Below are 23608 nucleotides of genomic sequence, written 5' to 3'. Positions count from 1 at the left end.
CGCGATTTGTCGCGTCTTTGGTAAAACGACGATCAATTCTTATCTAATCACATCGGCTTACCCAATTGCTTAGGAACCGCGTTGAATGACCGCAAAAATTTCTGATAAAATTTCTTGCGCTCCCTGTTGCCGCAATAATTCTGCTAGTTCTGTGCCTAGCGCTTCGGCATTATTGGCAATTCCAGTGACGGTATCTTTTACCAACTTTTGACCATCTATACTGGCAACTATGCCTGTTAAGGTCAAATTCTCACCAGAGATTTCTGTATTTACACCAATAGGTACTTGACATCCGCCCTCTAAAGAGCGTAGAAAAGAACGTTCGGCGAGACAGCGATCGCGTGTTGCAGGATGTTCGATTGCTTTGAGTAGAGTTAGCAATTCACTATCATCAGCACGGCATTCTATCCCTAAAGCACCTTGTCCAACGGCATGGAGGGAGATTTCTTTGGGGATAATTTGATGAACGCGATCGCTCATTCCCAATCTTTCTAACCCTGCGGCTGCCAAAATTAAGGCATCGTATTCGCCTGCATCCAGTTTTGCCAATCGTGTAATCAAGTTTCCCCGCACATCTTTAAAAGTAAAGTGGGGGAAGTGGTGGCGTAACTGTGCTAACCGCCGCAGCGAAGATGTCCCAATTACTGCACCTTCGGGTAAAGTATCGATTTGTTTATCTTTGTGCTTTTCATGCACAACCAAGGCATCGGCTGGATTTTCCCGTTCAGTAATTGCTGCCAGTGTCAATCCTTCTGGTAAGTTAGTCGGCAAATCCTTGAGAGAATGAACCGCAAAGTCAATCTCTTGATTGAGCATTCCAACTTCAAGTTCTTTAGTAAAAAGTCCTTTATCGCCAATCTTAGCTAATGCTACATCAAGGATTTTGTCGCCTTGGGTAGACATGGTATGGACTTCAAAAGTGATATCAGGAAAGCTTTTTTGGAGTTGCTCTTGTACCCAATAGGTTTGAACTAGAGCAAGTTGGCTTTTGCGTGAACCGATCCGAATAGTGCGTGGGGGACTAGAAACAACTGAAGTCATAAAACAATATATCAAACAAGGCGATAAATTCACTCTCATCTAGACTACCGTAGTCAGGGACTCATACTAATTTTGGGGTTTAGATTTTGGATTTTGGATTACAATTCTTTACCAAAAGCTGGTTTGAGGAATCTTGAACAATGCTAGTTAGTACAGAATTTGATTAGTTTGTAGCGAGTTTAATTTAGCAATACCCTGTAATGTTAATGCGTCGGTTAACAATGCTAATGCATCGGCTGACAATGCCAATGCGTCGGCTGACAATGCTAATGCGTCGGTTAACAATGCCAATGCATCGGTTAACAATGTCAATGCATCGGCTGACAATGCTAATGTGTTGCCTTGCATTAAAAACACTACGCTTTTAGCAAGCAAAATAATGAAAAAACGTAAACATAGAGCAGCTTGGACAAGCTAACGCATTCGTGTAAGTCTGTCTGCAACAGGCTGCGTGAACGTAGAGAAGGGCACAAAGAATAAGAGTTTTAGAGAGTTATTGCGTAAGTCCTACTTTATAGTAATGGCAGAGCGATCGCACAAGTTGTACCAATTCCTATTTCACTGGTGATGTTAATATGACCCTGGTGTAAGTCCACACACTTTTTCACCACTACCAATCCTAATCCAGTACCAGGAATGCTTTTGACATTTTTGCCACGATGAAACGGCTCAAACAGCTGCTTTTGATCCGCTAACGGAATCCCAATACCCCGATCTTTCACCTGGAGAATCACCGTATCTGATTTAAACTCCAGACTAAGATGAACATTCCCCCCTTCAGGAGAATATTTAATCGCATTCAGCAGTAAATTAGACAGAATGGAACGCAACAACCTTTCATCTACTGAGGCAGGAACAGCTTTTCCTTGGCAAACAAAACTAAGTGTGTGCCTCTCATCAGTACTTAGGCGCATTTCTTCGACAAAATCACTGCAAAATTCTTCTAAATCTAGGAGTTTAGGATTAAATTCTAGTTTTCCAGTTTCGGCTCGGTTGATGGTTAAAATATCATCTAATATTTGAACCATATTTTTGACAGAGAGTTGAATTCTCTGCAAGTTTCTCAGTCGCTTAGAAGAGTTATCCCATTCATCCTGACAGTTTTCTAGCAATTGCGCCGCTACTAAGGCAGTACTTAGAGGTGTGCGAAACTCGTGAGATGCCATTGAGAAAAAACGTGTTTTCAGCACACTAAGTTCTCTCTCTCGCTCTAGTGCCATCCGAATTTCATCTAACCGCTTGCGCCCTGTAATGTCACGTTGTACTGATATCCAGTGGGTATACCAGCCAGTTTGATCGGCTACGGGGACAATGCTGAATTCATTCCAGAATTCCGAGCCGTCTTTGCGGTAGTTAATTACCTGAACGGTAACTGTTTCCCAACAAGAAAGAGCAGTCCAAACTTTATCCAGTTCCGCCCGACTTGTTTTCGCTCCTTGAAGGATACGGGGCGTTTTACCTAAGACTTCTTCCAGGCTGTAACCTGTGATTCGGGTGAATGCTTCATTAACATAGATAATATTTGGCCCAGGTTCGCCAATCGGTTGTGCTTCAGTGATAACTACAGCATCGTTTGTATTTACAACCACAGATTGCAGCAACCTTACCTGTTCTTCCTGCTGCTTTTGGTGTGTGATATCAGCAATTACTGCCACCATACCGTTGATACTATCATCACTATCATGCAAGGGAGCGGCAGAGAAAACTATATCGATCGCAGTGCCATCTTTTTTAAAACGGCGCAATTCAACTCTGGTATAAGTTGTTCCTTGTAATATACTTTCTTGAAGAGTGTTGTATTCCTCTAATTGGTCATCTAAAAAAATTGGGTTAGGATGATCGATTACCTCCGCCTCTGTCCAGCCAAACATGCGTTCAGCAGCCGGATTCCAGATTTTCACATTTCCTTCTAAATCAAGTGTGAAAATAGCGCGAGGAGAGGCAGTAATTAGAGCTTGCAACGCTGCTTGCGTGCGTTGACGTTCAGCTATTTCTGCTCTTAGAGAGACATTAGCTTTAGCTAACTCTTGAGTTCGTTGTTGGACGCGGTGTTCTAATTCAGCGTTGAGTGTTTGTAGCTGCTTGTAAAGTTCTGATTGTTGAATAGCGATCGCCACCTGGGTTGCAAGTTGCTTCATCAATTCAATTTCCCAAGATTCCCATACACGGGTGCGATCGCACTGATGAGCAATCAATAATCCCCAAAGATAAGGGGGAGAAGCAGGAGTTTTGCTGTCTCGTTGTTTATCTGCTTCCCGATTCTCTTGGAGAATTGGCACTACCAACTTGGCTTTAACACCAAACTGTTTCACAAAGTCTGCCAAACATGATTCGACATCAGCTTGTTCAACATTAGCGATCGCACGGGTTTTCCCCAATGAATAAGCTTGGTGATATTCTCTCGGAAACACTTCTTCTGGAAAGGTTTCTCCTAAAATTTTTGTATATTCAGGTAAAACTGTTTCAGTAATTGCGCTACCTGTCCCATCTTCCCAAAGGCGATAAATTAACACCCGATCTGCTTGCAGAAACTCGCGCACTTCTGCAACGGTAGTAGTCAGAACCTCGTCTAACTCCAAAGATTCACGAATATGTTGAGCAATTTGGTTTACCAACCGTTCCCGCTCAGTTTGTTGCCGCAGGATCGCTTCTGCTCGTTGCCTTCTAGTTACTTCTAGGTTGAGAAAATAATAAATTATCCATAATGCAATAATGCTAAAGCCAACACCGATTGGAGCGAGATTGATAATACTGAAATCGGGCATGGATAAGAAAGATTAGAGGCATCTGATTTAGTTTACTGTTTTCTGCTCATCCATTAGTTCCGAACGTTGATAAACTGGATGTAGGACTTTCGGAGTGGCAGAAGTCATGAGTGCTGCAAAACTTGCATCCTTAACGCTGGAAGAGTTTCTCAAGTTGCCAGAAACAAAGCCTGCAAGTATTTATATTGATGGTGAGATTATCCAAAAACCAATGCCGAAAACCCGCCACTCTAGACAGTTTTTTATTACCTAATAACATACATATTAACGCAATTATATAAGTCGCTATAAATCAAAATAAATTAACAATTTTTATCAAATCTAGTGTACAAACCACCATACTTAAACCAGTATTGCCTTAACTGATGACAAGGCGTAAACAAACTGGCTTTGACACGATAAAGAAGAACCTGTCGATGGTCGCCCATCCAAATTTTGTCAACCGGCTCAACAGAAATTAATGTTCCTCCTAAAGCGGCTATACACTCAGTAAATCTATCAACGCAAGAATAGTCTATAGTTTCAAATATAAAAAAGTGACCGGAACATATTAAATGACGGCTTCTTATCCAACATTGGATCTTTTTATGTGCTTGTGGTGGCAACATTATTTTGCTTCAAATAATTTAATATGAATGTATTGGCTACATCGATTTTTGGATAATATAAATTGCTTGCCTAAAGCATTTTCTGTAATCGGCGTAGGAAGCAAAAGGCAATAAACAATCTTGCTATACTCAAGAAGCCTTTTTGAGTTGTTCTGAACGTTTTCAGAAATCAAATATGAGTTCCTATATTCAGCCTTTTTCAGTTAAGTGGAGTGCGATCGCACTCCACTTAACTAGTACAGCACAACATAAATATGAAACGTCTAAAACCCTACGTAACAGTAATTGCGAATTACGCAAAGCGTTACTAGTATCCGCCGAACTTTGGCAAATAACCAAATGCAGTTAGCCAAGTAAACAAGACAATCAGCCCTAGCAGTGAAGCTAATAGCCATAACACTACATCCCTATCAGAACTGCGGAGGAAGGTTTTTAAATTAAAAGGCTCAACCTGCTTTCTGGTTATGGGAACCGGCAATTTGTCACGATAATCTTTGCCATAACGAGCCATCCTCGCAAAAGGTAATTCACCTTGAGAGCGTCCTTGTAAAATCCGTCGCCGTTGATAGGGGACTGTATTGTAACCAAAATTACTAATGTATTCTCCACTATCCACTAAAGCATCGATAAAACCTTGTAATCCTTCGGTAGCTAGCACAATCGACCAGGCTAGTTTTTCGCGTTCATTGTAAACCTCACGACCCAAAAAGCGTTGTACGCATATCTGCACAAAACGATAATTGTTGTTGCTTTCGTAATTCAGCCGCCGAAATACATCAGATATTGCTAACCCTCGAATAAAATCTCTGACTGTAATTTGGCCGTTTCTCAGTTGAGATTCTAAAAAAGGTTGGCGGTTACTATCTAGCATCTGTTGTTCGTGAAAAATTTGGCGATAGGCTGCCATAATCAAGGCATCCATTTCTACTGACGATGGCAGATGTTCGGCTGTATAAATTCTCGGTTGCTCGTCGCCAAGAATCTCGTATCCAGATACACGATGATTTCGAGATGAAGGGGAGTAATTTAACAAAGGAATAGGCATATTAAATTGGGGATTGGGGATTGGGGATTGGGGATTGTTATTTTCTATTCCTCAGTGTTTTGATTTGACTAGTTAACAAGGGTGATACTCGCAATCACACCACCTTGCTGGTGAATGCGCTGATACTCTTGCGATAGTTTATTAAAGGGCACGAGATAGACTTGATTGCTGCGGCGAAATGGAGAAATCTGGTTTACTGTATTTGCTCGATAACCAGTCACTTGCAATCGATACACTTTACCTTCATCACTGGCTGCTACACCATGACGAGTTCTGGAGCCAAGTTGTGGATTGCGGAATGTGGCCCCATCGCTAGCGGGTGAAACTACAGCAGTAGGGGTGCTTTGAATTACCAAACTATTCAAGCGAGGTTGTTTACCTGCCAAATTACCTTTGAGACTACTACTAGAAGCACCTCGAACTAATTGGAATATATGGGTAAACTGCACGATATTCTGAAAGGCTTCAGTTTTGTAGCCTCGAATATAAGGCACAATGTTTTCTCCAAAGGTATCTTGATACTCGTCGCTGTCAAGATAGGAATCAATTTCAGCTTCAAAACCTTTTTCATCCAGGATAGTACTGTGCGATCGCATTTCTTCGAAGTCAATAGGAGCGCGACCGAGCAAATGCCTAAAGTTCAACTCAATTGCTCGATAACGAGGGCAACTGCTAAAAAAGCGGGAACTATATAACTCTGACTTTGCTACCAGACGGATAAATTCGCGGACGCTGATTTCGCCCCGCTTAAACTGCGACTCAGGAACAGTGAGCCGTTCGCTTTCCATCACATACGCATTTCCTAAAACCTGTCTGTATATAAGCCTGATGATAGCCTCAAGTTCTTCTGGTGAATAACCAGATACTCCTCCAGTTGAGTGAGTGTCTTCAAACAAGCTGACACCTAAATGTGAACTTTGCCCAAAAGTCATTTTCTAAAAATCCCCTGGCTAAACATAGAGTTCTTTTAGAACGTCTAAAGGAGGTTATTAAAAACCTACATAGAATAGAAAATTACACAGTAAAAGTAAGGAAATCGCTCAGGAAATGGTAAAGAAATCGGAAAGAAGCAACGAAAACTAGAAATTGTTACTTTTTGCAATATTTTCTTAATGGGAGTCCGCAGATAGTTTTAAACATAAGTTGTATGGGTTAAAAAAAATGTATGCGAATTCTCTTAGTTGAAGATGATGTACGCCTTGCCGAAACTTTAGCAGAAGCCCTTACAGACCAGCGTTATATGGTTGATGTGGTGACAGATGGTGAAGCAGGATGGAATCAAGCTAAAATGCTGGACTATGATTTGCTGCTGCTGGATGTGATGTTGCCAGAACTCGATGGAATTAGTTTATGTCATCGATTGCGATCGCACAGCTACAGTATGCCTGTTCTCATGCTTACAGCGCGTGATACCGTTAGCGATAAAATCACTGGACTCGATGCGGGAGCTGATGATTATGTCGTTAAACCAGTGGATTTGCAAGAACTATTTGCCCGAATCCGCGCCTTGCTTCGTCGGGGTAACGTTTCATCGCCACCGATTTTGGAATGGGGCAATCTGCACCTCAATCCCAGCACTTATGAAGTGAGTTATGGGAAAAATATGCTACATTTAACCCCAAAAGAGTACGGCATATTAGAGTTATTGCTACGAAATGGTCGTCGTGTCCTTAGCCGCAGCGTGATTATTGAACATATTTGGTCGCTAGAGTCACCTCCAGAAGAACATGCTGTGAAAGTTCATCTCAGAAGCTTACGTCAAAAGCTCAAAGCCGCCGGAGCTTTCGAAGATTTTATTGAAACGGTTCATGGTATTGGCTACCGTCTTAAACAACTCGAATAAAATGTTGTATATAGACCACTTGAGAAAATTTCAACTATTAGTAAAAGCACTAATTTTCTTGCTTTGACCTGAGTTTAAAAACATTAGGTTTTTAAACTCATAGTAGCCCAGAGGTTTCAGTTTTTTTCGCTACGAATTTATGAAATGCTCTATTTTGAGTACTTAAGGATCGGATTTAAGATATTCTTGTAATTGTTGGGTACGAAGTTTTGTGAGATTTTCTAGACACCCAACATAAATGCTAGGAGCAATACTTCCTCCCTCATATTTGCTTCTTTCAAACTCACAATTTGTATCTCGGAACTTTAACCATGCTTGTTGGGCAGCAATCAATTTCTGTTTTCTAGATTTTTCTAAGGTAGGTAGCAATTGTTGATAAGCTCGGTTCAGTCTTTTATCTGCATTTTGATAAGATGAATTCGCGCATTCATTAATTGCTGCTTGAGTTTGAGGATTATTACAGTTAAATTTTTGAGCTAGGCGAATCTTGGGTAAATCAGGCGTTGTGCCTGCCATTGTCATCGAAGGGGTATATAAGCTGCTGAGAGTTAGCATACTTGCCAAAACTAGTAATAATTGACGCATGACAAAAATTTTATTGTTTAGGCAAGTATAGACAAAAGATACCAAAATGTGCAGTATTAATATGTTTTAACGCCGAAGGCTTACAAACTTGTTACAAAAGATAAACCAACCGTTAGAAAGAAGGCAAAATTTCACAAGAATGCTAGAAAGAATTTGGTATTTTAGGGATCTAAAGTTTAGCTTTTATATTTTATGAATCGTTCCGCCTGTCTTATTTTTAATCCAGTTGCGGGTCAGGGAGACCCAGATATAGAACTGGCAGAAATTCGAGCAATATTAGAGCCAGATATTGATCTAGATATTTATCTCACAACTCAAGAAATCGATGCAGATCAACTAGCTTATGCAGCCGTAGAGCGAGGAGTAGATGCAATCATTGCTTCGGGTGGAGATGGGACTCTCTCAGCGGCGGCAGCGGCTGTAGTGGGTACTGATATTTCATTTGGCATTATTTCCAGAGGAACAGCAAACGCTTTTGCTACAGCTTTAGGAATTCCTGACACGATCGCAGGTGCGTGTGAAACAATTTTGCAGGGAGGAACCCGCCATGTAGATGTAGCCTATTGCAACGATCGCCCAATGGTACTCTTGGCAGGTATTGGTTTTGAAGCCGAAACTGTAGAATTGGCAGACCGAGATGCCAAAAATCGCTTTGGAATGATGGCCTACGTTTTCGCTGGAATTCAGCAACTGAGAAACCTACATAAATTTGATGTTGAAATAGAAACAGAAGACAGGATAATTAAAACTAGTGCCTGTGCAGTCACAGTCGCAAATGCCGCGCCTCCCACTTCTGTCTTAGCTCAGGGACCAGCAGGTTTGGTTTATGATGATGGGTTACTAGATTTAACGATTGTAGCTCCAGCCAACAAAGCAGGAGCGATCGCTGCTACATTCCATTTATTCCAAACAGCTTCTACAGGTAACGCCGTAGAACGTGATGATATTGGCTTTCTGCGAGCCAAACAATTTAAAATTACAACTGAGCCAGCACAAAAGGTTGTTTTAGATGGTGAAATAGTCGGCACAACACCAGTAGAAATTAAGTGTATACCAGGTGGATTGAAGATTTTTATGCCATTAGTAGAAGAAGTTGAGCCTACCGAAAAACTAGAAGGACTCCCTAATTTGACTATTGAGATGAAAGATACGGTAGAAGAGTAAGGAGATTGGGAATTGGGCATGAAGAAGAGACAAGGAAGAGGGGGGAGACAAGGAAGAGACTTACTCAATAATTCCCCCTTGTCCTCCTTGTCTCCCTCTGCTCTCCTGCTCCCTGCAATTCAAGATTCAGGAGTATGTTGCATTGAAACTTGTATCAGATCCAGCGATCGCTAACAAAATTCGTAAAATGAATCAGCGAGTCAGGTGGCAAGATCCGTTAATTGTGGAACGGAACATCGACCAAACTCGCCTGGTGTTGGAGGATGGTCAAGGAGATAATCCTGAGTTCTCATTTTTAGTTGTGGGTGATAGTGGTTCTGGTAAGCATCGGGGACACAATCCCCAACGACAGATAGCTGAACTGATGTTGCCCCATCACAACGAATCCCGTTTTATGCTGCATACCGGGGATGTGATTTACTTAGTGGGTTCGAGTGAATACTACCAGCAAAACTTCATCGAGCCTTACCGAGAGTTTATCTTGGGTGGAGAGCATCCGAAACTGATTGCTTATGACCAGATGACTTTTAAGCTTCCCATATTACCAGTACCGGGAAATCACGATTATTATAACTTGCCCATTTTATTGAGCTTGGCCTCTCTCACAACATTACCCCTTCGTCGCCTGTTGCGATCGCGCTTAGACCTAGATGTAGGTTTGCATGGCTCAGGAACCGGCGAGGCTTACGCACACGCATTTATAGACTATTTAAAGGCGTTGCAACTTCCAGGAGAGTTAAGCAGCCATTTAGATCGGCACTACACAAGTAAGACAGATACAGGTCTTTGTCTTAAGTATGAACCTGGGCATTTTACCCGACTTCCCAATCGTTACTACACTTTTCGCTATGGCGGAATTGATTTCTTCGCCTTGGATTCTAATACATTTAACGATCCACCACCCCTACCTAAAACAAAACAAGGTGATGCCGATCGCAAAATCTTAGAAAAGCGTCGTGAAGATTTAGAGCAAGAAAAGCAGCACATCATTGAAACCTCGGCCCAGCTTCGTCCTGAAAACCCCATTGAAGCCGACCAATTAGACGACTTTCACGCCAAGGTATCGCAAATTGAAGAAATAATTGTTGATATCAAGAAGCAATTAGCCAGTGACAAAACAATGCAGACTGATATTGAACAACTAGACTGGCTCAAAAAGAGATTGATTGAATCTTGGAATAATTCAGAAGTTCGGGGAAGAGTGATTTATTTCCATCATCCTCCTTATGTAACTGAGGCGACAAAGTGGCAACAAGCACAAACTTTGATAATTCGCGATCGCTTCCGTGGCGTGCTGGATGCAGTAGCAAAAGAAATAGGTTCTCTAAATCAGGGTCGTCCTTTGGTTGATTTGGTATTAAACGGTCACGCCCACTGCTTAGAACATCTTGAGACAATGGATACAGGACACGCTGATTCTCATATCCACTGGCTTGTTTGTGGTGGTAGCGGGTTTAGTTTGCGCCGCCAAAGGATTGAGGGAGCAGATTTAATGGAGGAAAATAGATTAGTAGGGCGATCGCATCTCTTCATTGGTCGCAACGGTCAAGGTTCTCAAAAGCGACGACCTTATTCAGGTTTACGCATTGACGTTAAAGGCGATGGACAGCCTAAGTTTATTGTCCGTCCTTTGGTTGCCGAATGGCATCAGCGACAATGGCATAATCGGGAACTTGAGCCACTGATCATCTAAAAAATTGGGCACAAGAGGCAGGGAGCAGGGAGCAAAGGGGAAAGAGGTAATTTTATCTAGCCCTTGCCGCCTATACAAATAGAGACGCAATTATAGTTATTGCGTCTCTACAAATCGCCTATTTAGCCTTTTTACGTGTAATTGCACCCACCAAAAAGATATCTGTTAATTAAATTACTCCTGGGCCTCTACCGCGTTTATCGCCCTTTTCGGTTAACTTGCCTTCTTCATCCTGATTAACTTCTCCAAGTTCTTCAACACGTTCTGCCGTGTCTTCTGCTGCTTGTTTGCGTGCATCACCTGGTTCTTCGTAGTACATTTCCGGTTCAACTGCATAGTTGTTTAACAAACCTTCTTTGTCTACGGTGTATCCGTCAGTAGTACGTACACTTTCTGGATCGGTTTGGTCATCTGTAGCTGCATCCGCCTCCCTTTCTTCTGTAGGGAGTGTTTTGTACTTATCTCCTTCTCTTTCTCTACGAGCAGCTGTTTCGGCTGGGATAATGCCGCGATCGTAAGTATCTACTTCAGCCCGATCGGATGAATCTATATCTCTCTTAACTGCTTCATTAGCCATAATTTATGTCCTCGTTAAAGAATCTATTAAATAACTTCAAAGACTAGACTAAGCTTTTTTTAATCTCCGAGCTACTATCTTTAGAAGTGATTTAAAATTAAAAAAAATATTATATCCTCTATCTTGCGATGTATCAAAAGATTAATATTAATTCAGGTTAAATACTAATAGGTTACATTTACTATTTAAGACAAGGAGCTGAAGCCCCTTGTCTTAAAGGTAGACAAACTTCTACCATAATGTAGTGTACTAGTTGAATGGTTAGAAAATTTATTCACCCACAAATTGATTTTTGAGGGATTGAATTTCATTGGCTAATTCTTGCCGAGTTGAAGCCTTTAGTAGATAACGGAAAATAAACCAACTGGCATAACCAATTCCAACTAATTCAAAGAGTGGTGATAGTAATGGAATATCATTGATCGCATCCAGTAGTGCTAGTACTAACTTTGCTGTAACAATGGCAGCTAAAATCAAAGCAACAGTTATTAGAGGCTGCTTATAGTCCTGAAAAAAGCTACCTAAGTAGTCGGGTAGTTTCTCCAAAAATTGAGAAACTTGTCTGCTAATTTGCTGCCATTGAGATTCCGGTTCAGATGCTGGCGGTAACTTTGGCAAATTTGCATCTACACCTTCAAGTGCTAGCGCACTTTGTGATATTGAAGTATTGATGGATTCACGTTGCTGTTGTTCGGTTTCCATAGTTTTTCAATTATTACAAAAGTTTCTATAACTGAACTGAGCATCAACAAATATAATTATTAAAGTCGTCAGTTATCAATTATTAATGGTCAGCAATAGTATAACTGACCATTAAGATTGAGTAGGAAAATATAAATTTATTTTTATCTACCTACTCACTTGGCTTTACTGTTAGCTGCCTTACCTTGTTGGTGGGGCAACAGTTGTTTTAACAACTACACTTTTCACGCCTTTGATTTCTTTAGCTAAACGTTCAATTTTAGCCAACTCTTGCTGATTGTTAACAGTACCTCCGACAGTCACAACTCCATCCTTTGTGGCATCAACTGTTATTTGACTCTTGGGTATGTTTGCCTCTAATTTGGAGCGAACTTCACTTGCTAAGTCACCTTTAGCTCTATCTGCATCGCCACCAGTGGTATTATTGCGCTGTTCGCGGGCACGGATATCAGAATCAAGTTGTCTTCTGCGAGTTTCACTTTGTGCGTCTTTCTGAGAAGCTTCTGTTGTCTGTACAGTCGGTGATTGTGGAGCTTCATTAGGATTATTGGGTGCAGATTCGCTTGTTTTAGAAGCGTTATCACAAGCAGCAACACCAAAAACTAAAAGAGTGCTAATTAAGAAGGGGGTTAGCTTTTTCATAGGTTTGATTCGCAATCGGAAAGTGAAATTTGTTGATTTTTACGGTGAAGTGAGGAGCAAGTTTTTGAATTCTTGCTCTTGCAATTGTGTGTAATTAGTGACAGTGAAAACTACTTTGGATTAAAGTGTTTCATCACGACGGTCAACAATGACTACAGCAGGATCGTTAATATGAGGCTCTGTTGAGTGATTGGGGTGAATGGGATTGGCTACTGCTGTGTCATGATGGATTACTCGGTCGGAACCTGGCCGATGTTCGCCTAAATCAGTAGCATCATAAATAGCAAATTCTTCAATACCTCGACGCTTGAGAATCGCTTCAGCTTGGTGGATTTCAGCTTCCGTACCATCGATAATTACCAAGTAGTCGCCTCTTTGGAAGCGATCGCTATATACCCGCGCTCTGTCTTCAGGAATTCCCAAGCCAACCAGTGCGCCAACAATACCGCCAGCAGCTGCACCGATCGCACCACCAGCTAAGGTTGTGGCCAAAGCTGTTGCTACTGCACCACCAGCAATCACAGGCCCAACTCCAGGAATTGCTAGAGTTCCAAGACCAACTAATAAGCCAGTCAAGCCGCCTAGAACACCGCCTGTAGCTGCTCCAGTTTTAGCACCATCGTCTGCTTTATTACCTGTTCCAACATTCCTATCTACATCTACACCAGCGATCCCATGACCGTCTGTATTTTTGGCAATGATGGAGACTCTACTTAAGGGAAAACCTGCATCTCGTAATTCTGTGAGTGCTGCTTCTGCATCTCGGCGATGAGGAAAGACTCCTATCGCGCGTCTAGCAACACCAGTATGAGCCACATTTACGTTATGGGTTGGAGCAACATAATCAGCATTTCTCGCATCTGGGTTGTCGTAAATACCAAACTCTTCGACACCACGCTGATGGAGAATTGCTTCTGCTCTAGCGATTTCTGTATCTGTGCCATCAAGGATCACTAAATAGTGTCCTCGTCTTACACGTTCGTCATAAACTCTAGCTCGTTCTTCGGGAATTCCTAAACCAATCAATGCACCAAGCAAACTACCAGCTACTGCACCAATCCCAGCACCAGCAATAGTTGTAGCTAGAGTGGTTGCTGCGGCTCCAGCCAGCATAATTGGCCCAATTCCAGGAATTGCCAAAGTACCAAGACCGACTAATAAACCAGTCAATCCGCCCAAAGCGCCACCTGTTGCAGCTCCAACTTTAGCGCCTTCATCAGATTTATCACCGACGCGATCACGCACTTCAGCCCCAGCAATATCTTCTCTGTCTCCATCTTGCGTAATGACAGAAACTCTGTTCATGTCAAAGCCGACTTTTTTCAATTCATGTAGCGCATGTTCAACATCTCGACGATTAGAAAATACACCTACAGCACGTTTATGTACACCTACAACCATTATCTTTTTCTCCTCAGCAACAATCAATTATTCACAAATTTATAGCTTGTAATAGTCTTATTAATACATGTTTAGATTTAAGTTTCATCAATCGCTTGGAAGAATTTTTGTCTCTATCATTAGGTATAGGTGTTTTTATCTAAATGAATAAATATAAAATTATGTTTTTAGAAACACTTACATATCTTAACTTTATGAATTTTGCTAGATGTGGACACGAAAAACATTGATTTTTTCTGTATAAAAGAGTAATTCACCCTTTTGATAACTGCTATGTACTTAGATTCTTTTTTATAGAGCTTACTTTGATATTAATAAAAAATATTTCGTAAAAATGTGAAATGTGGCAAAATTATAAAGTTTTATTTAATGAAAAAAATAATAAACTTCAAAATACGACTTTTGGCAAATGAACCTATTACTTAAGAAAGTGTTAGCTTATATATTTGATAATTAAACTGATAAATAAGCCATTTTATAAATGGGTATTTAATTGAGTGCAAGTGAGAAAATATTATGTTTCAAGGTGTTGCAACTATTTTAGGATTAGCGCCGATAACTTTAGCTCAGGAAGCACTAACTCCAGAAGAAGCATCAGTGCTTTTTTCTGGGCCTAAATTCTTGGTGGCATTGCTGGCTGGGGTTTCGATGGCATTTGCTTTTCAATTGTTATTCACAAACTTTTCAGTTGCTGTCGGAATCTCATCTTGGGAAATTGATTCAGATTCCGATGATGAGTCAGAAGGTTTGGGTAAGACAATTCGTAAGGTTCAAGGAAAAGTTGGTAGTTGGGTGTTAATAACTGCGAGCATTGCATTATTTATTGCTTGCTTTCTAGCTGTAAAACTTAGCTTAATCGAAAGTGCATTCTTAGGATCAATTATTGGTGTAGTCATCTGGTCTACCTATTTCTCACTAGTAATTTGGTTGGGTTCATCAGCCGTAGGTTCTTTAATTGGTTCTATCTCTAATACTGTTACTTCTGGTTTTCAAGCTCTGATGGGTACAGCAACTGCTGGTATCAGTGCTAATACTGCAAAAAAACAGTTAGTTTCGACTGCGGAAGATATTACAGCCGCAGTCCGGCGAGAATTAACTTCAGGTTTTGATTCTGAAGGGATTAAAAATACTCTCCAAAGTTCTTTAAGTTCTCTGCAATTGCCAAAGCTGGATATCAAAGAAATTCGCAACCAATTTGACCAGCTTCTTAAAGATACAGATTTACAATCTGTTGCTAATAGCGATTTGTTACAAAATATTAATCGTCAAACATTTGTTGATTTAATCAGCACTCGCACAGATTTATCTCAAGAAGATATCAACGGCATTGCTGACCAACTTCAAGGTGCTTGGCAAGAAGCTTTAAATCGAAAAAATCCCACAGAACAAGTAATCAATTTACTTAAGTCTGCGACTCCTGAAGAACTCAATTCCGAGCAATTGGGTGAGCGCCTTCAACAACTGGTTACAGTTGGAGGTGGTAATGGTAATGGTGTAATTAAGCAAGCTATTCGATATGGTTTGACTGCTGCTGCACCAGCAGTTCTCGATCGGGTTAACCTTTCTAATATCGATGTGAACAAAATTACAACTCAGTTGCAAAAGCTGAAAGAAAAAGTTCAAGATGTCGATGTTGAGCAAGTAACAGAACAATTTCAAAAGTTTAGAGAGCAAGCCACTGAGCAAATATCTGCAGGACTACCAATATCACTTGAAAACACGATTAAAGCAGATGTCGAAGATTACATATTGAATTCATTTCCCTGGCATTTTAACCGAATTACGCTATTAGATGAATTTAAAGAAATCATCTATGACGTAAACGCAGATCCGACAACTGTGAGACGAGAGTTAGAAGAAATCAATCAAGAATATTTCACCAACTTGCTGAATCAGCGAGGCGATCTCAGTGAACCCAGGGTGAAAGAAATTTCCGAACAAATGGAAAGCGCTCGCTCGGAAGTTCTGGAAACTGTAAAACAAGCCGAAGCACGAGAAAAAGGGCAAGATTTGCGCACGCGCATCGAAGAGTATCTCCGTTCTACTGGGAAAGAAGAACTCAACCCTGAAGGTATTGAACGGGACTTTGCCAAGTTAGTAGAAGATCCAGAAGCTGGGTTTGAAGATTTAAGTAGCCGCTTCGGACAATTTGACCGCGATACTTTTGTACAATTGCTGCAACAGCGTCAAGATGTCAGCGAAGAGGAAGCTAATAATATTGTTGATCAACTCGAACGCAACCGCGATAATATCTTGAATCGTGCTAGAGAATTGCAAGAACAAGCAAAAGCGAAAGCTGATGAACTGCGTCAAAGAGTTGAAAATTATTTGCGGAATACTAATAAAGACGAACTCAATCCTGAAGGCATCAAACGTGAGTTTAGAATTTTACTAGACGATCCGCAAGCCGGAATTAGCCTATTACGATCGCGCCTATCGCAATTTGACCGCGACACATTGGTACAATTGCTCAGTCAGCGTCAAGATTTGAGCGAAGAACAGGTAAACCAAATTCTCGATCAAATTGAAGCAGTCAGAGATAGTATTTTGCAAGTTCCGCAACAGGCGAGAGAACAGTACGAAAAAACTACAAAAGCCATCGCCGAATATCTCCGCAATACCAACTTGGAAGAACTCGATCCCGAAGGTATTAGAAGCGATTTGGAAAAATTACTCGAAGATCCCAAAGCTGGAGCCTTAGCACTGCGCGATCGCTTATCTCATGTCGATCGAGAAACCTTAGTCCAACTGGTGAGTCAGCGCGGAGACTTGAGCCAAGAGCAAGTTAATCAGATCATCGATCGCGTACAAGATGCCATTGGCGACATTGTAAGAGCGCCACGACGTTTAGCCAAGCGTACTGCTCAACAAGCTTTAGATTTTGAAGCTAATCTTGAAGAATATCTGCGTAATACCAACAAAGACGAACTCAACCCCGAAGGAATCAAACGCGATTTACAATTGCTGCTGTCTTCTCCCCGCGCTGGAATTGGAAGTTTAAGCGATCGCGCCTCAAAATTTGACCGTTCCACAATCGTGGCGCTGTTATCCCAACGTGAGGACATCTCAGAAGAAGAAGCTAACCGGATTGTGGATCAAATTGATTCTGTCCGCAGTTCCATTGTCGAACAATTTCAGCAGATTCAGCAGAAGGTGCAATCAGTGCTGGATGGAATTTTCGCCAAAGTTCGCAACTATCTTAACTCCCTAAATCGTTCTGAACTCAACTATGAAGGCATTAAGCAAGACTTTGCCAAAGTATTCGACGATCCGCAAGCTGGATTTGAAGCATTGCGCGATCGCCTCAGTCAGTTCGATCGTGACACCTTAGTTGCTGTTATCAGTTCTCGTCAGGATATCTCTGAGGCAGATGCTAACCGGATTATCGACCAAATAGAAGCGGCGCGGGATGGCGTGTTGCAACGAGCCGAACGCATCCAAAAAGAAACCCAAAAACGTTTGAAAGCGATCCAAGAGCAAGCTAAAAAGCAAGCCGAAGAAACCAAAAAAACCGTTGCAAATGCTGCATGGTGGTTATTTGGAACAGCGATCGCTTCCCTTGCAGCCAGTGCGATTGCAGGTGCGATCGCTGTGACTGGGATAACTCTACCTGGGTAAAATATCTCTGTTATCGATAATTTTAAGCAATAGAGAGTGGTATTCATTTTATACAAATGAATACCATTTTTTTTATAATAATTTATCAGTAAGGTTTAATTTAATTGCTAACGGTCAAAACAGAGTAAAAAACTCTGTCTAAGCCATATTGATCGCTTTTTTCATTCACTAACTCAATATATATACAGTTATTATAAGTTGTTACAAATCATAATTTATGGTGCAATAAAGAAAACATAAATTGAATCGGCACACCTTTTAAGGTAAGGAAGAACTATATAAATAACAACTGCCTTCAGAAAGCAGAAGGGAATCCACGTTTAAAAACATGGGATTGAAGTAAGGACGCTCTACTCGACACAAATCTTTTTATACTAGTGGGCTTTAGACCCACAACTAAAGTTTTTATTAATACTTCTTTCCTTCTGCCTTGTCTGCGACACGCTGCGCGATCTGCCCTCTGCCTTTCTTTGTAAAATTTATATCCTTGCATTATCAGATACTTTTAACTATATCTATTTCTACAAAGTATGGGCTACAGGCAATAGCCTAGAGGCGTAACCAGCAGTCACCACAGGTATTGACAACCTAATGGATTAAATCAGGCATATTACAGATGAACAATGATGAATTTAATTCAATGTGTCACCTCACAGAATGTCAGCAGGCAGAGGAGGCACTACAACAGCAAATTCAATGGCAGCGATTGGTGATGGCAATTGCCCAGCGCATCCGCCAGAGTTTGAATTTGGACAAGGTTCTCAACACTACCGTTACTGAAGTCCGTCAATTCCTGCAAGTAGATCGAGTGTTCATGTATCAGTTTGAACCAGACTACAGTGGGGTGGTGGTGGTAGAGTCTGTTGATGATCGTTGGATTGCTATCCTGAATACCCAAGTTCAAGACACTTATTTCATGGAAACTCGCGGCGAGGAGTACAGTCATGGGCGCATCCAAGCTATTGCAGATATTTATACAGCAGGTCTGACTGAATGCCATCGCGATTTACTTACTCAGTTTCAAGTCAGGGCAAACTTGGCGGTTCCAATTTTGCAAGGAAAAAAATTGTGGGGATTATTAGTTGCTAACCAGTGTGCAGCACCCCGCCAGTGGCAGACGTGGGAAATCGATTTTCTCAAACAATTGGCAGTACAGGTGGGCATTGCCATCCAGCAATCTCAACTTTATGAGCAGGTACATACTGAACTCGCTGAACGCAAGCGGGTGGAAGCTGGTTTAAGAGCGCGTGTGCGCCAGCAGGCAGCCGTAGCTAAATTGGGCCAGTTAGCTCTAGCTAATATCGACCTTTACAAATTAATGGACGAAGCTGTTGTCCTGGTTACTCAAAGCCTTGAGGTGGAATACAGTAAAGTTTTAGAATTGCTGCCAGATGAGAACAGCTTATTCTTGCGATCGGGAGTCGGTTGGCAGCCAGGATTAGTGGGAAATTTTAAATTAGAATTAGGTGGAGGGAATGAGACTCAAGCTTCCTATACACTACTTTCCCATGAGCCAGTAATTGTTTGTGACCTGCGGAAAGAAACACGGTTTCAAGGGCCGCCGTTATTGATTAACCACTCAGTGATCAGTGGCATGAGCGTCATCATTCAAGGTCAAAAACAACCTCTGGGTGTTTTAGGCGCACACACAACTAGACAGCGAGAGTTTACCCAAAATGATATTCACTTTTTGCAAGCGATCGCTAATGTGTTAGCTACGACCATTGAGCGCAAATGGGCAGAACAAAAAATCCGCGAACAAGCAGCTTTATTAGATATAGCTTCTGATGCGATTATCGTGCGGAATTTCCAAAACCAAATCTTATTCTGGAATCAAGGTGCAGAACGTCTATATGGTTGGGAAGCTCATGAGGCTTTGGGAAAGAACCTTGAGGAGTTACTATGCAAAGAAAGCTCACAGCAATTGCAAGCGGCTTTAACAAATGTTTTTGACTCTGGCTTATGGCAAGGTGAGTTACATAAAGTGACAAAGGGCGGCAAAGAAATTATCGTGGAAAGCCGATGGACATTGATGCGTAATGAAGCAGAGCAACCCAAATCCATCCTCTCTGTTGACACCGACATCACAGAGAAAAAACAACTCCTGGCCCAATTTCTCCGCGCCCAGCGCCTAGAGAGTCTTGGCACATTGGCAAGTGGCATTGCCCACGACCTCAACAATATCCTTACGCCCATTCTGTCCTCAGTGGAAATGTTAGCGCTCAAACTTCCCAATCTAGATGCACGTAATCAACAACTGCTGAAGCTTCTTGAACATAATTCTAAACGAGCGGCGGATTTGGTCAAACAAATTCTGACTTTTTCTCGTCGGTCAGAAGGCAACGGCATTTCTTTAAAAATAGAACACCTACTATTAGAAATTGAGCAAATTATCCAAAGCACATTTCCAAAATCGATCGCAATTATCAATAATGTACCTAGACATAAACTCTGGACTATCTTGGCAGATCCAACTCAAATTCATCAGGTGTTAATGAATTTGTGCGTCAATGCTCGTGATGCAATGCCCAAAGGCGGTACATTATTTATTTCTGCGGAAAATTTATTCGTTGACGAAAATTTTGCCAAAATGAATTTAAATGCCCAGGTGGGCCCTTATATAGTCATAACTATTTCAGATACAGGATTTGGGATTTCTCCAGTAATTTTAGAGCGAATTTTTGAACCATTTTTCACAACTAAAGAACCAGGTAAAGGCACTGGCTTAGGTTTGTCAACTGTGATTGGGATTGTCAAAAACCACAATGGTTTTGTGAAAGTGTTTAGTGAGGTAGGCAAAGGTTCCCAATTCCAAGTCTACCTACCAGCCTTGAACAAAAGTACAAAGCAACAAGCAGAAAACTTGGAATTGCTCAATGGCAACGGAGAATTAATTCTAGTTGTAGATGATGAAGCCGCTATCCTAGAGATTAGCAAAACTTTGCTAGAAGACCACAACTACAAAACCTTGACAGCTATTAATGGCATCGAGGCAATCTCATTATATGCCCAGCATCAAAATCAAATCAGTATGGTGTTGATGGATCTGATGATGCCGTCAATGGATGGGTTAACTGCAATTGGCATAATGCAACAAATGAATCCACAAGTCAAGATTATGGGCATCAGCGGCATGAGCACGGACAGCCAAATGGCCGATGCTGCTAACGCTGGTATCAATATATTTTTGAAGAAGCCTTACACTTTCCGTCAATTATTACACGCTATTAACAACTTATTGAGCGAGCCATAGTCTTAAAACTTTGTTCAACCCAAGCATATTGGGTTAGGGGGTATCTCTTATGCGTAAGTCTTGGTTTTAATAGAAAATTACCAATGCTTACTCATGTTCCATCGCGCCGCGTATACATGAGAAAATCAGGTAATACAATCGCAATACAAGCGATGATGCCAGGGAAGGAAAAAAGATGTCGGAGAATTTGAGAAGCCAAGTAGTGACGCAAGGAGTGCAGCGATCGCCAAATCGAGCTATGCTGCGGGCAGTTGGTTTTAAAGATGAAGATTTCAATAAAGCCATTGTCGGTATAGCCAACGGTTACAGCACGATCACCCCCTGCAATATGGGGATAAATCAACTGGCACAGAGGGCAGAAGCTGGGATTAAAACCGCCGGAGCAATGCCGCAAATATTTGGCACAATTACCATCAGCGACGGGATTTCAATGGGAACCGAAGGGATGAAATATTCCCTAGTATCGCGGGAAGTTATCGCCGATTCCATCGAAACCGCCTGTACCGGACAAAGTATGGATGGTGTACTAGCCATTGGTGGCTGTGATAAGAATATGCCAGGCGCAATGCTAGCGATCGCGCGGATGAATATCCCGGCAATATTCGTTTACGGTGGCACAATTAAACCCGGTCACTACAACGGACGCGATTTAACCGTTGTCAGTTCTTTTGAAGCTGTTGGTCAATACAGTGCGGGAAAAATTGACGACAAGGAATTATTAGAAGTCGAAAGTCGCGCTTGTCCTGGCGCTGGTTCCTGCGGGGGAATGTTCACAGCTAACACCATGTCTTCAGCATTTGAAGCGATGGGAATGAGTTTACCCTATTCTTCCACAATGGCAGCCGAAGATGCCGAAAAAGCCGACAGCACGGAAAAATCAGCCTTTGTGCTAGTCGAAGCCATCAAGAAGCAAATCTTACCCCGGCAAATTATCACCCGTAAATCTATAGAGAATGCCATCTCTGTGATTATGGCGGTGGGTGGTTCGACCAATGCAGTATTGCATTTCTTAGCGATCGCCCGCGCTGCGAATGTAGAGTTAACCCTAGATGACTTTGAAACAATCCGCGCCCGTGTTCCCGTTTTGTGCGATCTAAAACCAAGCGGTAAATATGTCGCTACAGATTTGCACAAAGCTGGTGGCATTCCGCAAGTCATGAAGATGCTACTCGCACATGGCTTATTGCATGGTGATAGTCTCACCATTAGCGGTCAAACCATTGCAGAGATATTAGCAGACATACCCGAAGAGCCATCTGCCAATCAAGATGTGATTCGGGCTTGGAATAACCCGATGTATGCTCAAGGACATTTAGCCATCCTCAGAGGTAATCTGGCAACGGAAGGGGCTGTCGCTAAAATTACCGGCGTGAAAAAACCAGTCATTACCGGGCCTGCACGGGTGTTTGAGTCGGAAGAAGCCTCTTTAGATGCAATTTTGGCGGGTAAAATTCAAGCTGGTGATATTTTGGTTATTCGCTACGAAGGGCCCAAAGGCGGCCCTGGAATGCGAGAAATGTTGGCTCCCACTTCGGCAATTATCGGGGCTGGCTTGGGTGATGCGGTGGGATTAATTACCGATGGGCGCTTTTCTGGCGGTACTTATGGCATGGTGGTTGGTCATGTTGCTCCAGAAGCAGCAGTGGGTGGTGCGATCGCGCTTGTTGAAGAAGGCGATAGTATTACCATTGATGCACCCGCACGCCTTTTGCAGTTGAATATATCTGAAGAAGAATTAGCTCGTCGTCGTGCTAATTGGCAACCTCCCGCTCCACGTTACACCAAAGGCGTGTTGGCGAAATATGCCAAACTGGTATCTTCTAGCAGCATCGGTGCTGTGACAGATTTGGATTTGTTTTAATTAACCTGACAACTGTGGCGCAAGTTCGCCTTTAACAAGGGGAGTTTGCCCCTTTTCTGGTTAATTGAGAGCGTTGCTGCATTTACGCCGTAATAGTTTGATCTAGCGATCGCCAGGAAGTTGCAAGGATAAACTCAGTAGCTTCCTTTGCGATCGCAAGCGTTGGTAAAAAAACTGCTGTATCAAAACAACTTGTCAGATGAAATAGTATTGATGCCTCTAAGTTTTGAAGCTATTGAAGAAAGATGTTCTGTGTTTATACCAGATTTTTACCTAAATTTTATGAGTTTTTGTAAAAATTTTGAAGAAGTTTCCGGAAATTTACATAGAAGAGGTGATGTCAATCGATATACTACAGAAATACAATTGACCATCAACTGCTGAAAAACCTAAAAGGGCACAAAATGAGTTCTGAATCTAACGTCAAACTGACGATCGCTCTTTCTAATCCAGACTTAGATGCAGAGGAACAAGAACAGGAAACACGGAATCTGCTGCGAGACATCAAAGAATTAGATGTAGAAAGTGCTGAACTTGTAGCAGTTACAGAAATACCTCAAGGAGCCAAATCTGTTGGTGGCTTTTTGGTAGGAGTGTTGCAGGCCGAGGTGAGCCTTGCCAATTTTAAGAAATTGTTGGGATTTTTGGGCGATCGCTTGGGTAACAAAACTATTGAGTTGGAAGTTGAAGCTAACGGTAAAAAACTCAAGGTGAAAGCTAGCAGTCAGCAAGAGTTAAACGCCGCTATTGAACAAGCTCAAAAGTTTATCGCGGGCAACTCATAAATTCCATTAGCAAGGAAGAATAGGG

Annotated in this window: 17 protein-coding genes and 1 pseudogene; 8 read left to right on the top strand and 10 right to left on the bottom strand. The window is 41.8% G+C overall.

Annotation, left to right across the window (positions count from 1 at the left end):
• Positions 1 to 69: 69 nt before the first annotated feature.
• The 3 genes from hemC to NPUN_RS19170 form a co-directional block, all read right to left on the bottom strand.
• Positions 70 to 1041 carry a hydroxymethylbilane synthase gene (gene hemC / locus NPUN_RS19180; RefSeq protein ID WP_041565509.1) on the bottom strand — a complete coding sequence of 324 codons (972 nt, stop codon included), beginning with the start codon at positions 1039 to 1041 and terminating at the stop codon, positions 70 to 72.
• 147 nt (positions 1042 to 1188) lie between these two features.
• Entirely contained in the window at positions 1189 to 1389 is a 201-nt protein-coding gene (locus tag NPUN_RS19175) for a hypothetical protein (protein WP_041565508.1), read from the bottom strand.
• Positions 1390 to 1553: 164 nt separating this feature from the next.
• Entirely contained in the window at positions 1554 to 3806 is a 2253-nt protein-coding gene (locus NPUN_RS19170) for a sensor histidine kinase (protein WP_012410152.1), read from the bottom strand.
• A 106-nt stretch (positions 3807 to 3912) separates the two neighbouring features.
• Between NPUN_RS19170 and NPUN_RS40885 the strand changes: the two are divergent.
• Positions 3913 to 4041 (top strand): annotated as a pseudogene (locus tag NPUN_RS40885) (Uma2 family endonuclease); the annotation flags it as partial.
• Between the two features lie 680 nt (positions 4042 to 4721).
• Here the strand turns inward: NPUN_RS40885 and NPUN_RS19165 are convergent.
• Positions 4722 to 5459, bottom strand: coding sequence for a phycobilisome rod-core linker polypeptide (locus tag NPUN_RS19165; protein ID WP_012410151.1), 738 nt, complete (start codon positions 5457 to 5459; stop codon positions 4722 to 4724).
• Positions 5460 to 5527: 68 nt separating this feature from the next.
• Positions 5528 to 6391, bottom strand: coding sequence for a phycobilisome linker polypeptide (locus NPUN_RS19160; RefSeq protein ID WP_012410150.1), 864 nt, complete (start codon positions 6389 to 6391; stop codon positions 5528 to 5530).
• Between the two features lie 233 nt (positions 6392 to 6624).
• Here NPUN_RS19160 and NPUN_RS19155 point away from each other — a divergent pair, with 233 nt between their 5' ends.
• Entirely contained in the window at positions 6625 to 7302 is a 678-nt protein-coding gene (locus tag NPUN_RS19155; RefSeq protein WP_012410149.1) for a response regulator transcription factor, read from the top strand.
• 162 nt (positions 7303 to 7464) lie between these two features.
• Here NPUN_RS19155 and NPUN_RS19150 read toward each other — a convergent pair whose 3' ends face one another.
• A complete protein-coding gene (locus NPUN_RS19150) occupies positions 7465 to 7887 on the bottom strand; it encodes a lysozyme inhibitor LprI family protein (RefSeq protein WP_012410148.1) in 423 nt (140 codons plus the stop codon).
• 192 nt (positions 7888 to 8079) lie between these two features.
• On the opposite strand from NPUN_RS19150, the gene NPUN_RS19145 reads away from it, so the two are divergent.
• Both NPUN_RS19145 and NPUN_RS19140 read left to right on the top strand, forming a co-directional pair.
• On the top strand, positions 8080 to 9051 hold the full coding sequence (locus NPUN_RS19145; protein WP_012410147.1) for a YegS/Rv2252/BmrU family lipid kinase: 972 nt from the start codon (positions 8080 to 8082) through the stop codon (positions 9049 to 9051).
• A 142-nt stretch (positions 9052 to 9193) separates the two neighbouring features.
• Positions 9194 to 10744: a metallophosphoesterase family protein gene (locus NPUN_RS19140; protein ID WP_012410146.1), complete on the top strand. Its 1551-nt coding sequence runs from the start codon at positions 9194 to 9196 to the stop codon at positions 10742 to 10744.
• Between the two features lie 169 nt (positions 10745 to 10913).
• Here the strand turns inward: NPUN_RS19140 and NPUN_RS19135 are convergent, their stop codons facing one another.
• From NPUN_RS19135 to NPUN_RS19120, 4 genes are all read right to left on the bottom strand, one after another.
• Positions 10914 to 11321 (bottom strand): hypothetical protein, encoded by a 408-nt coding sequence (locus NPUN_RS19135; protein ID WP_012410145.1) that lies wholly within the window; start codon positions 11319 to 11321, stop codon positions 10914 to 10916.
• Positions 11322 to 11591: 270 nt separating this feature from the next.
• A complete protein-coding gene (locus NPUN_RS19130) occupies positions 11592 to 12023 on the bottom strand; it encodes a CAAD domain-containing protein (protein ID WP_012410144.1) in 432 nt (143 codons plus the stop codon).
• 180 nt (positions 12024 to 12203) lie between these two features.
• Positions 12204 to 12665 (bottom strand): BON domain-containing protein, encoded by a 462-nt coding sequence (locus NPUN_RS19125; protein ID WP_012410143.1) that lies wholly within the window; start codon positions 12663 to 12665, stop codon positions 12204 to 12206.
• 120 nt (positions 12666 to 12785) lie between these two features.
• The gene (locus NPUN_RS19120) at positions 12786 to 14066 is read right to left on the bottom strand and encodes a hypothetical protein (RefSeq protein WP_012410142.1); all 1281 of its coding nucleotides are present in this window, start codon (positions 14064 to 14066) and stop codon (positions 12786 to 12788) included.
• Positions 14067 to 14582: 516 nt separating this feature from the next.
• Between NPUN_RS19120 and NPUN_RS19115 the strand changes: the two genes are divergently transcribed.
• The 4 genes from NPUN_RS19115 to NPUN_RS19100 all read left to right on the top strand — a co-directional run bounded on the left by NPUN_RS19115 (position 14583) and on the right by NPUN_RS19100 (position 23583).
• Complete coding sequence (locus NPUN_RS19115; RefSeq protein WP_012410141.1) at positions 14583 to 17684, top strand: hypothetical protein; 3102 nt, start codon at positions 14583 to 14585, stop codon at positions 17682 to 17684.
• A 616-nt stretch (positions 17685 to 18300) separates the two neighbouring features.
• Entirely contained in the window at positions 18301 to 20937 is a 2637-nt protein-coding gene (locus tag NPUN_RS37830) for a hybrid sensor histidine kinase/response regulator (protein ID WP_012410140.1), read from the top strand.
• A gap of 175 nt (positions 20938 to 21112) precedes the next feature.
• Entirely contained in the window at positions 21113 to 22798 is a 1686-nt protein-coding gene (ilvD, locus tag NPUN_RS19105; RefSeq protein WP_012410139.1) for a dihydroxy-acid dehydratase, read from the top strand.
• A gap of 404 nt (positions 22799 to 23202) precedes the next feature.
• A complete protein-coding gene (locus NPUN_RS19100; RefSeq protein ID WP_012410138.1) occupies positions 23203 to 23583 on the top strand; it encodes a hypothetical protein in 381 nt (126 codons plus the stop codon).
• Positions 23584 to 23608 lie beyond the last annotated feature (25 nt).

The sequence above is a fragment of the Nostoc punctiforme PCC 73102 genome (genome assembly GCF_000020025.1).
GTDB classification, from domain to species: domain Bacteria; phylum Cyanobacteriota; class Cyanobacteriia; order Cyanobacteriales; family Nostocaceae; genus Nostoc; species Nostoc punctiforme.
This window is presented reverse-complemented; position numbering and strand designations above follow the sequence as displayed.